Genomic DNA, 9830 nt, shown 5'->3' on the forward strand with positions numbered 1-9830 from the left:
CTCCCACACCCGGCCGTGGCACCCTGGCACCCGTGAAGGTCGCCCTGCTCACCGACTGCTACCCCCCGCGTGTCGGGGGCATCGAGTCGCAGGTCGCCGACCTCGCCGCGCATCTCGTCGACGACGGTCACGAGGTCGAGGTCTTCACGGCGACGACGGGCGCGGCGGGGCAGTCCCGCGGCGACGTCGAGGAGGGCCCGGTGCGGGTGCACCGCCTCGCCGAGCCGCTGCTGCGGGTGCCGGTCAACCCCTTCGCGGTGCCCGAGCTGCGCCGCCGGCTGGCGGCGGGGAGCTTCGACGTGGCGCACGTGCACGTGGGGGTGGTCAGCCCCTTCGCGTGGGACGCGGCTCGGGTGAGCACGGGTCTCGGGCTGCCGACGGCGATCACGTGGCACTGCGTGCTGCACCGGGCGGCGGCGCTGTACCGCGCGTCGGGGGTGCTCGCACGGTGGACCGGGCGGGGAGCGGTGCTGTCGGCGGTGTCGACCTTCGCCGCGGGCCAGGTGCGCGCCGCCGCCCCTGCGGGCACGCAGGTCGCGGTGCTCCCCAACGCGATCGACCTCGACCGGTGGCGCCCCCACCTACCACGCAGTACTGGTCGCGATGACGACCAGTACGGCGTGGTAGCCGGAGGCGAAGGGGGGTCGACGGCGGGCGACGGGGGGTCGGCGGCGGGCGACGGGGGGCCGGTCCGGCTCGTCTCGACGATGCGGCTGGCCCCGCGCAAGCGGCCCCTCGAGCTCGTCGACGCCTTCGTCGCCGCGGGGCTGGGGGACCGGGCGCGGCTCGAGGTCGTCGGTGACGGCCCGCTGCGCGACCGGCTCGAGCGCCGGGCCGCGGAGCTGCCCACCGGGCAGGTCGTCGTGCGCGGGCGGCTGCCCCGCGAGGACCTGCGCGCGCTCTACGCCGACGCCGACGGCTACCTCGCGCCGACCCGGCTCGAGGCCTTCGGCATCGCGGTGCTCGAGGCCCGCGCCGCCGGGCTGCCCGTCGTCGCGATGGGTGGCTCGGGGGTGGACGACGTCGTCGACGACGGCGTGTCCGGTCTGCTCGTGCCCGACGACGCGGGGCTGACGCGTGCCGTCGCCCGCCTCGTCACCGACGACGCCCTGCGCGCGCGGATGGCGGCGCACAACCGGACCACCCCGCCGCGGCAGGTGTGGTCGCACGTCCTGCCCGAGGTGCTCGCGGAGTACGAGCGGGCGGGGGCGCGATGAGCAGGGTGCTGCTGCGGGTCTGCGCCGACGGCGGGGGAGCGTCCGGTCTGCTCGACGAGTGCGACCCGACCGCGCTCGTCCCCCTTCGCCACGGCGAGGACCCGCGGGCCGCGCTCGCAGCGGTGGGGTGGCACGACCCGCGCTGGCTCGGCGCGAGCCGACCGGCGGGCGAGCCCGAGACCGTCGAGATCGAGGTGACCGCCCGTCGTGGCGAGGTCACCCCTTTCGTGCCGGCGGTCGCGCCGCTCGACGCCGGTCTCGACCTCGCACCGGGCGAGGAGGTCGTGCCGCACCAGCGGGTCGCCGCCTACGCCGTCGTCGTCGAGGGGGGCGCGCTCCTGCTCACCCAGCTCTCGTCGCGGGTGCACGCCGCCCCCGGCCGCTGGACCCTGCCCGGCGGCGGGCTCGACCCCGGCGAGGACCCGGTCGCCGGGCTCGTGCGCGAGGTGTGGGAGGAGAGCGGCCAGGACGCCGAGATCGGCGGGCTGCTCGACGTGCAGACGCAGCACTGGGTGGGGCGGGCGCCGAGCGGTGCGCTCGAGGACTTCCACGCCGTGCGCCTGGTCTACCGGGCCCGGGTGGCCGCGCCGAGCGCCCCGGTCGTGCACGACGTGGGCGGCTCGACGGCTGACGCCCGGTGGGTGCCGCTCGACGAGGTCGACGCCTTGCGCCTCGTGCCGACCGTGCTCCTGCTGCGCGAGGCCGGGCACCTCGGCGATACCCCCGGCCCGTAAACTCCGCGGCATGGAAGCCCTGCGCCTCGTCCTCTACGTCCTGCACATGATCGCGATGGTGGCGATCGTGCTCTCCCCCTTCGTCGCGGCCCTCGGGCGCACGACCCAGGTGTGGGCTGCCCGGGTCCAGCTGCTCATCGGGCTCCTGCTCGTCGGCGTCCTCGAGATGCAGGACGCGAGCCTGAACCACACGAAGATCGGCGTGAAGCTGCTCGTGGCGCTCGCCGTCGTCGCCTGCGCCGAGATCGCGAACGCGCGCGCCCGCCGTGGCGAGAGCCACCGCCCGCTCATGCTCGCCGCGGCCGGTCTCACCGTGGTCAACGCGCTCGTCGCCTTCCTCTGGTGACCGCGCGCGTCGGACTGTGCCTCGTCATCGGGGAGCGCTGACGCCCCCGGCATCTCGTCCCCGTCTGCGTGCTGGGACTCAGGGGAGCAGGAGCAGCTTGCCGGTGCTGCGCCGGCCCTCGAGGTCGGCGTAGGCGCTCGCGGCGTCGTCCCAGGAGTAGCGGCCGCCGACGTGCACGTCGAGCCGGCCCTCGGCGACGGCGCCGAGCAGCTCGGCGGCGCGGCCGCGCAGCTCCTCGGTCGTCGCGATGTGGTGGGCGAGGGTCGGGCGGGTGAGGAAGAGCGAGCCGCCGGAGTTGAGGCGCTGGATGTCGAAGGGGGGCACCTGGCCGCTCGCCCCGCCGAAGAGCACCATGAGCCCTCGCGGTCGCAGCGAGGCCAGCGAGGCGTCGAAGGTCGCGGCCCCGACCCCGTCGTAGGCGACGTCGACGCCGTCCTCCCGACCGAGGCGGTGGGCGGCGCCCTGGATCTCGGAGGCGAGGTCGTCCCCCTTCGCCTCGCGGTAGTCGACGACCTCCCGCGCGCCGAGGTCGTGGGCGATCTCGCACTTCTCCGGACCGCCCGCGGTGGCGATGACCGTGCCGCCGAGGTCGGTGATCATCTGCACGAGGAGGCGGCCGACGCCGCCGGCCGCGGCGTGCACGAGAGCGAGCGTGCCCGGCCGGACCTCGAAGGTCGAGCGGGTGAGGAAGTGCGCGGTGAGCCCCTGGAGCAGCGCGGCGGCGGCGATCTCGAGGTCGACGCCGTCGGGCACCGGGACGACCCGCGCCGCCGGGAGCACGGTGACCTCGGCGGCCGAGCCGAGGGTGAAGGGCCACGCCACCCGGTCGCCGGGGGTGAGGTCGTGGACCCCCTCGCCGACGGAGCGCACGACTCCCGCCCCCTCGTTGCCGATGACGAAGGGGGTCTGCGTCGGGTAGACCCCTTCGCGCTGGTAGACGTCGATGAAGTTCACCCCGACGGCCGCGACCTGCACCGCGACCTCGCCGGGTCCGGGGGAGGGCTCGAGCCGGGACTCGACGGCGAGGACGTCGCCCCCACCGGTGGACGTGGCGACGAGTGCACGGATGTCGGTCATGCTGCTCACCCTGGCAGAGACGCGAGGACGTCGTCGAGCATGTCCTGCGTCAGCCTCCCGGTGAAGGTGTTCTGCTGGCTCACGTGGTAGCAGCCGACGAGCTCGACCGGTCGGCCGGACGGCGTCGCGACGGCCGCCCGCGCGCCGTGCCCGAACCGTGGCTTGGGCCGCGGCACCTGCCACCCGGCGCCGCGCAGCGCGGTGACGGTCGCGTCCCAGCCGATCGAGCCGAGGCACAGGATCGCCTCGACGTGCGGCTCGCTGATGCGCAGGCTGGCCTCGAACCACGGGGCGCAGGTCGCCCGCTCCTCGCCGGTCGGCTTGTTCGCCGGCGGGGCGCAGCGCACCGGCGCGACGATGCGCACGCCGGTGAGCTCGAGGCCGTCCCCGGCGGCCCACGACTGCGGCTGGCTTGCGTAGCCCGCGCGGTGCAGCGCCGCGTAGAGCCAGTCGCCGGAGCGGTCCCCGGTGAAGTTGCGCCCCGTGCGGTTGGCGCCGTGCGCCGCGGGCGCGAGCCCGACGACGAGCACCCGGGCGTCGAGCGGGCCGAGCCCCGGCACCGGGCGGCCCCAGTACGGCTGGTCGGCGAAGGCGGCGCGCTTGGTCGTCGCGACCTCCTCGCGCCAGTCGACGAGCCGGGGGCACGCACGGCACACGGTGATCCGTGCAGCCAGCTCGGCCGGGTCGGGCGTCGCCGCGAGCCGGCGCACGCCGGCGGGCGTGCGCGCGACGGGTGTCTGCGCGGTCGCCGGGTCGCCGGGCCAGCCGGTGCCCGGCGGGACCGGGCTGGCGAAGGGGGCACCCGTCACCGGGTGGGGGAGGAGGGTCACGCGTCGTCCTCGTCCGGGTCGGGCGGCACCTGCTCGCCCGCGTCCTCGTCGCGCTCGGCCCACTCGAGGAGCGGGGTGAGGTCGTGGGCGACGTCGTCGATGCCGGCGTGGAGGTCGCCGAGCTCGGCGAAGCGGGCCGGCACGGTCGCGATGGTGCACTCCTGCGGCTCCACGTCGGTGATCTCGTCCCACGTGATCGGGGTCGAGACCGTCGCCCGGGCGTTGCCGCGCACCGAGTACGCAGCGGCGATCGTGTGGTCCCGCGCGTTCTGGTTGTAGTCGACGAAGACGGCGGAGGGGTCGCGGTCCTTGCGCCACCACGTCGTCGTCACGAGCTGGGGCGCGCGCCGCTCGACCTCGCGGGCGAAGGCGAGCGCCGCGCGCCGCACCTCGCCGAACACCCACCGCGGCTCGACGCGCACGTAGACGTGCAGCCCGCCGCCGCCCGAGGTCTTCGGGTAGCCGACGATGCCGAGCTCGTCGAGCACCTCGTGGACGACGCCGGCCACCTCGCGCACCCGGTCCAGCCCGGCCTCGGGCATCGGGTCGAGGTCGATGCGCCACTCGTCAGGACGGTCGACGTCGGCGCGGCGCACGTTCCACGGGTGCAGCTCGACGGTGCTCATCTGCACCGCCCAGACGATCTGCGCCAGCTCGGTCGGGCACAGCTCGTCGGCGTGCAGGCCGTAGCGCGGGAAGTGCAGGCGCACGGTCTCCACCCACGGCGGCGCCCCCTGGGGCAGCCGCTTCTGGTGCACCTTCGCGCCCGACACCCCCTTCGGGAAGCGGTGGAGCATCGTCGGCCGCTCCCGCAGCGCCCGCAGGATGCCGTCGCCGACCGCGACGTAGTACTGCGCGAGGTCGAGCTTCGTCGCGCCCGTCTCGGGGAAGTACACCCGTTGCGGCGAGGAGATGCGCACGTCGCGCCCGCCGACCTCGAGATGGACGTCCTCGCCGTGCTCTCCCTTGGCCATGGGGGCAGCGTAGGAGCCGCGGCGTGCTCGGTGGCGGCGAAGGGTGCGTCCACGATGCGGAACGCCTACTGACTTGGTAGGAGATGGGTGGTGGGATCGGGGCATGACCTCGACGACGCCGCTGCACCGACGCCGGCACGTCGACCTCATGCGCCTCTCCGCCGCGATGTGTCCGGGGCCTCGCCCCCGCCCGCACACCTCGCACCCCAGGAGAGACCATGCCCGTCCCCAGCACCACCGCTGATCTCGCGGCCGACGCCCGCGACCTCACCCCCGTCCAGCTGCTGCGCCTCGCGCGGCTCTTCGCCGGCCGCCCCGGCATCGCCGACGAGGCGACCGCGCGCCCCGACGCCGACCCCCACGAGCGCACCTGGCTCCAGCTCGCGGGCGCCCCGCACCTGCAGGTCTGGCTCATCCGCTGGCCCCCCGGCACCTCGACCGGCTGGCACGACCACGGCAGCGCGGTCGGCGCCTTCACCGTCGTGCGGGGCGCGCTCACCGAGCGCACCCGCGTCGCCCAGGTGCAGGAGGAGCGCCTCGGCGCCGGAGACGGGCGCGCCTTCGGGGCCTCTCACGTCCACGACGTCGTCAACCTTGGCGAGGATGAGGCCGTGAGCATCCACGCGTACTCGCCGTCCCTGGAGCAGATGACCCACTACGACCTCGTCGACGGCCGGCTGCGCCCGGCCGGTGTCGAGCGCCGGGAGGCGTGGTGAGCACCCCCGGCATCGAGGGGCGGCTCGAGGCCGCCCGGGCCCAGATCGACCGGGTGACTCCCGAGGAGGCCTGGCGCGAGGTCGAGGACGGCGCCGTCGTCGTCGACATCCGGCCGGTCTCGCAGCGCGAGACCACCGGCGAGCTGCCGGAAGGGCCGGGCTCGGTCGTCATCGACCGCAACGTCCTCGAGTGGCGTCTCGACCCCACCTCGGGCGCCAGCCTGCCGATCGCGTCGACCGACCTGCGGGTGCTCGTCCTGTGCCAGCAGGGCTACGCGTCATCGCTGGCCGCGCAGACCCTGCGCGAGGTCGGCATCCACCGCGCGGCCGATGTCGTCGGCGGCTTCGACGCGTGGCTCGAGGCGGGCCTGCCCGTCCGCCGGCCCTAGGGCGAAGGGGGAGCCCCGCCCGCCCGCGGTGGGCGGGGCTGTCCGCGCCGCGACGTAGGGTTGGACCCGAGATGAGCAGCCTCTTCGACGACCTCCCCGACGCGATCCCCGGCGACTGGTCCACCGCCGTGACCGACTCCGGCGTGCCCACCTGGGCGATGACCGACGAGGGCCCGGCCCGGGCGGGGACGCACCCCGCCCACCCCGGCGGGCGCGACCCCGACGAGCTGCTCGAGGGGCTCAACCCGCAGCAGCGTGAGGCCGTGCTCCACGAGGGCTCCCCGCTGCTCATCATCGCCGGCGCCGGCTCGGGCAAGACCCGCGTGCTCACGCACCGCATCGCCCACCTGCTGGCAGCCCGCGGGGTCCAGCCGGGCCAGGTCCTCGCCATCACCTTCACCAACAAGGCCGCCGCCGAGATGCGCGAGCGGGTCGAGGACCTCGTCGGCCCGCGTGCCAAGGCGATGTGGGTCATGACCTTCCACTCGGCGTGCGTGCGCATCCTGCGCCGCGAGGCGACGAAGGTCGGGATGCGCAGCAGCTTCTCGATCTACGACGCCGCCGACAGCCAGCGCCTCATCGCGCTCGTCATGCGCGACCTCGACCTCGACTCCAAGCGCTACCCGCCGCGCTCCTTCGGCCACCAGATCAGCAACCTCAAGAACGAGCTCGTCGACGAGGAGGACTTCGCCCGCCGGGTCGGCAGCGAGCACGACGAGGCGCCCGGCGGCACGCACCAGGAGCAGGTGCTCTCCGAGGTCTACACCGCCTACCAGCGGCGCCTGCGCGAGGCCAACGCGCTCGACTTCGACGACATCATCATGACGACGGTCGGCATCCTCCAGGCCTTCCCCGACGTCGCCGAGCACTACCGGCGTCGTTTCCGCCACGTCATGGTCGACGAGTACCAGGACACCAACCACGCGCAGTACATGCTCATCCGCACCCTCGTCGGCGGCAGCCCCGACCACGAGCCGGCCGAGCACGCGGTCGGCCAGAGCGAGCTCGTCGTCGTCGGCGACGCCGACCAGTCCATCTACGCCTTCCGCGGCGCGACGATCCGCAACATCGCCGAGTTCGAGCAGGACTACCCCGACGCCCGCACGATCCTGCTCGAGCAGAACTACCGCTCGACCGAGACGATCCTGCGCGCGGCGAACGCCGTCATCGAGCGCAACGAGTCGCGCCGCCCGAAGCGGCTGTGGACCGAGTCCGGTGCGGGCGACGCGATCGTCGGCTACGTCGCGGACAACGAGCACGACGAGGCGTCCTTCATCGCGACGCGGATCGACACCCTCTCCGACGAGCACGGGGTCAAGCCCGGCGACGTCGCGGTCTTCTACCGCACCAACGCGCAGTCGCGCGCCATCGAGGAGGTCTTCGTCCGCGTCGGCCTGCCCTACAAGGTCGTCGGCGGCACGCGCTTCTACGAGCGGCGCGAGATCAAGGACGCGCTCGCCTACCTGCGTGTCATCGCCAACCCGACCGACACCGTCAACCTGCGCCGCATCCTCAACGTGCCGAAGCGCGGCATCGGCGACCGGGCCGAGGCGGCCGTCTCCCAGCTCGCCGAGCGCGAGCGGATCCCCTTCGTCGCCGCCCTCGGCCGCGCCGAGGACGCGCCGGGGCTCGTCACCCGCTCGCTCACCGCGATCCGCGGCTTCACCTCGCTGCTCGAGGGGCTGCAGGGCGTGCGCGAGAGCGGTGAGGGAGTCGGCGACCTGCTGACGGAGGTCCTCGAGCGCTCCGGCTACGTCGACGAGCTGCGCGCCAGCCGTGACCCGCAGGACGAGACCCGGCTGGAGAACCTCGCCGAGCTCGTCGCCGTCGCCCGCGAGTTCGACGCGACCCGGGTCGCCACCGGCGAGGAGATCAGCCTCGACGACTTCCTCGAGCAGGTCAGCCTCGTCGCCGACGCCGACGAGATCCCCGACCAGCCCGACGGCGAGGTGGAGGACCGAGGGGTCATCACCCTCATGACCCTCCACACGGCGAAGGGGCTCGAGTTCCCCGTCGTCTTCCTCACCGGCATGGAGGACGGGACCTTCCCGCACATGCGCAGCCTGGGCAAGGCGAGCGAGCTCGAGGAGGAGCGGCGTCTGGCCTACGTCGGCATCACCCGCGCCCGGGAGCGGCTCCACCTGTCGCGGGCGAGCGTCCGCTCGGCCTTCGGCACCCCGCAGTACAACCCCGCCTCACGATTCCTCGCCGAGATCCCCGAGGAGCTCCTCGAGTGGGAGCGCACGGGGCCGACCTCGCCGGTCGCGCGCCGCGGCGAGCCCGCCGTGGCCCGGCTCGCCGCCCGTCCCGGCGTGCGCTCGCCGGGCAACCGGCCGGTCATCGCGCTCGACGCCGGCGACCGGGTGACGCACGACGCCTTCGGGCTCGGCACCGTCGTGCGGGTCGAGGGCGAGGGCGAGAAGTCGATGGCGCACGTCGACTTCGGGGGCGAGACCGGCGTCAAGCGCCTGCTCCTGCGCTACGCGCCGCTCACCAAGCTCTAGACCCGGGCGTCGAGGACGACGGGTCGTCCCAGCGGCTCTCACCCGCCGCCGTGGACCGGACGGGCGTGCGGCGGGGGCTCGCCGACCTCGGCGACGGTGTGGCCGGTGCACGGGGTCCGCGTCACGGTGGCCGACACGACCCGCGACACGGTGAACCACCGCATCGCGTCGCGGGTCCGGCACCAGGCCACGAGGTGCCACCGGCCGCCGGTGGACGCGAAGAGCTCGGGCTCGACGTCACGCGTCGTCGTGACCCCCTGTGCCGACGTGTACCGGATGCGGACGACCCGCTGCTCGGCCATCGCCTCCTCCAGCGCCGACCTGACCCGCCGGGCGGGGGAGGGGGGCGCATCGACCCACACGCGGTCGGCCAGCTCGAGGGACCGCGCCCGGGTCCGGGGGTCGAGCACGTCGACGATCTTGCGGACCCCCGCCGCGGCGAGATCTGCGTCCGGGGCGGCGGACACGGCGGCCATGAGCGCCACCGCCTGTGCCGGCGACAGGCTGACGGGCGCGAGCGACGCGCCGGCCGCCATCCCGTACCCGCCGCCGGGGGTCGAGGAGCTGGAGCTGCCCCCCTTCGCCGTCCTCGCCGAGCAGGCGAGCCTCGAGGGCCTGAGCCCGGAGGTGCTCGAGACCTTCCGGGCCAGGGTGGTCCCCGAGCCGGCCCCGGTGCTCCGCCAGGCGGTCGAGCTCACGCACGACGACCGGCACGACGTGCCGACCACCCTCGTGTGCTGCTCGATCCCGAGCGCGCAGGTGCTCGAGCTGGCACGTGGCGGGCACCCGATGTTCGCCGACGTCGCCCGGCTGACGACCGTCGACGTCGTCGACCTGCCGACCGGTCACTGGCCGATGTGGAGCCGCCCGGACGAGCTCGCCGCCGTCATCGCGGCGGCGGCGTCGAGCCCCGCCTGAGACCTGCGACGGGCACGTCCGTCCCTGGACGCGAGAGAGGGGCGCCCCGGGCCCCGGGGGGGCCCGCCGGCATGCCCCCCCCCCCGGGGTCCGGGGCGCTCAGGGGGGGAGTCCCCTGGGGGCCC

At 74.9% G+C, this 9830-nt stretch carries 11 protein-coding genes and 1 pseudogene; 8 read left to right on the forward strand and 4 right to left on the reverse strand.

All coding sequences use genetic code 11. The features are described 5' to 3' along the window. Positions 1 to 32 precede the first annotated feature (32 nt). Genes LIV55_RS13940 through LIV55_RS13950 form a run of 3 tightly spaced genes read left to right on the forward strand, consistent with a single transcriptional unit; the run spans position 33 to position 2297 of the window. Positions 33 to 1217, forward strand: coding sequence for a glycosyltransferase family 4 protein (locus LIV55_RS13940; RefSeq protein WP_229300668.1), 1185 nt, complete (start codon positions 33 to 35; stop codon positions 1215 to 1217). Then, entirely contained in the window at positions 1214 to 1951 is a 738-nt protein-coding gene (locus LIV55_RS13945) for an NUDIX hydrolase (RefSeq protein WP_192826135.1), read from the forward strand. The genes LIV55_RS13940 and LIV55_RS13945 overlap by 4 nt, the downstream gene beginning before the upstream one ends. A 10-nt stretch (positions 1952 to 1961) precedes the next feature. Further along, positions 1962 to 2297, forward strand: coding sequence for a hypothetical protein (locus tag LIV55_RS13950; RefSeq protein ID WP_068273328.1), 336 nt, complete (start codon positions 1962 to 1964; stop codon positions 2295 to 2297). Between the two features lie 78 nt (positions 2298 to 2375). On the opposite strand, the gene LIV55_RS13955 is transcribed toward LIV55_RS13950, so the two are convergent. From LIV55_RS13955 to ligD, 3 genes are read right to left on the reverse strand one after another with little or no spacing between them, the layout of a single operon-like run. Continuing rightward, a complete protein-coding gene (locus LIV55_RS13955) occupies positions 2376 to 3374 on the reverse strand; it encodes a quinone oxidoreductase family protein (RefSeq protein WP_229300669.1) in 999 nt (332 codons plus the stop codon). 5 nt (positions 3375 to 3379) lie between these two features. Further along, positions 3380 to 4204 (reverse strand): uracil-DNA glycosylase, encoded by an 825-nt coding sequence (locus LIV55_RS13960; RefSeq protein ID WP_308012918.1) that lies wholly within the window; start codon positions 4202 to 4204, stop codon positions 3380 to 3382. Further along, a complete protein-coding gene (gene ligD / locus LIV55_RS13965) occupies positions 4201 to 5178 on the reverse strand; it encodes a non-homologous end-joining DNA ligase (protein ID WP_229300670.1) in 978 nt (325 codons plus the stop codon). Before ligD ends, LIV55_RS13960 begins: the two co-directional genes overlap by 4 nt. 103 nt (positions 5179 to 5281) lie before the next feature. Between ligD and LIV55_RS17330 the strand changes: the two genes are divergently transcribed. From LIV55_RS17330 to pcrA, 4 genes are all read left to right on the forward strand, one after another. Next, positions 5282 to 5422: a putative leader peptide gene (locus LIV55_RS17330; RefSeq protein WP_372430370.1), complete on the forward strand. Its 141-nt coding sequence runs from the start codon at positions 5282 to 5284 to the stop codon at positions 5420 to 5422. Further along, positions 5397 to 5894, forward strand: a complete 498-nt coding sequence (locus LIV55_RS13970) for a cupin domain-containing protein (protein ID WP_123091185.1) — start codon at positions 5397 to 5399, stop codon at positions 5892 to 5894. The genes LIV55_RS17330 and LIV55_RS13970 overlap by 26 nt, the downstream gene beginning before the upstream one ends. Beyond that, entirely contained in the window at positions 5891 to 6283 is a 393-nt protein-coding gene (locus LIV55_RS13975; protein ID WP_068274254.1) for a rhodanese-like domain-containing protein, read from the forward strand. The genes LIV55_RS13970 and LIV55_RS13975 overlap by 4 nt, the downstream gene beginning before the upstream one ends. Positions 6284 to 6354: 71 nt before the next feature. Continuing rightward, positions 6355 to 8787 carry a DNA helicase PcrA gene (gene pcrA / locus LIV55_RS13980; RefSeq protein WP_123091184.1) on the forward strand — a complete coding sequence of 811 codons (2433 nt, stop codon included), beginning with the start codon at positions 6355 to 6357 and terminating at the stop codon, positions 8785 to 8787. A gap of 38 nt (positions 8788 to 8825) precedes the next feature. On the opposite strand, the gene LIV55_RS13985 is transcribed toward pcrA, so the two are convergent. After that, positions 8826 to 9437 carry a helix-turn-helix transcriptional regulator gene (locus LIV55_RS13985; protein WP_229300988.1) on the reverse strand — a complete coding sequence of 204 codons (612 nt, stop codon included), beginning with the start codon at positions 9435 to 9437 and terminating at the stop codon, positions 8826 to 8828. Here LIV55_RS13985 and LIV55_RS13990 point away from each other — a divergent pair. Next, a pseudogene (locus LIV55_RS13990) lies at positions 9340 to 9705 on the forward strand (alpha/beta fold hydrolase); the annotation flags it as partial. The gene LIV55_RS13985 and the pseudogene LIV55_RS13990 overlap by 98 nt on opposite strands. Positions 9706 to 9830: the final 125 nt, after the last annotated feature.

Origin of the sequence: Janibacter melonis, assembly GCF_020567375.1 — a bacterium.
In the GTDB taxonomy this organism is placed as follows: domain Bacteria; phylum Actinomycetota; class Actinomycetes; order Actinomycetales; family Dermatophilaceae; genus Marihabitans; species Marihabitans melonis.

Coding starts and splice junctions, on each gene's coding strand:
- LIV55_RS13945 (WP_192826135.1), top strand. CDS start 1,214: ATGAGCAGGGTGCTGCTGCGGGTCTGCGCCGACGGCGGGGGAGCGTCC.
- LIV55_RS13950 (WP_068273328.1), top strand. CDS start 1,962: ATGGAAGCCCTGCGCCTCGTCCTCTACGTCCTGCACATGATCGCGATG.
- LIV55_RS13955 (WP_229300669.1), bottom strand. CDS start 3,374: ATGACCGACATCCGTGCACTCGTCGCCACGTCCACCGGTGGGGGCGAC.
- ligD (WP_229300670.1), bottom strand. CDS start 5,178: ATGGCCAAGGGAGAGCACGGCGAGGACGTCCATCTCGAGGTCGGCGGG.
- LIV55_RS17330 (WP_372430370.1), top strand. CDS start 5,282: ATGACCTCGACGACGCCGCTGCACCGACGCCGGCACGTCGACCTCATG.
- LIV55_RS13970 (WP_123091185.1), top strand. CDS start 5,397: ATGCCCGTCCCCAGCACCACCGCTGATCTCGCGGCCGACGCCCGCGAC.
- pcrA (WP_123091184.1), top strand. CDS start 6,355: ATGAGCAGCCTCTTCGACGACCTCCCCGACGCGATCCCCGGCGACTGG.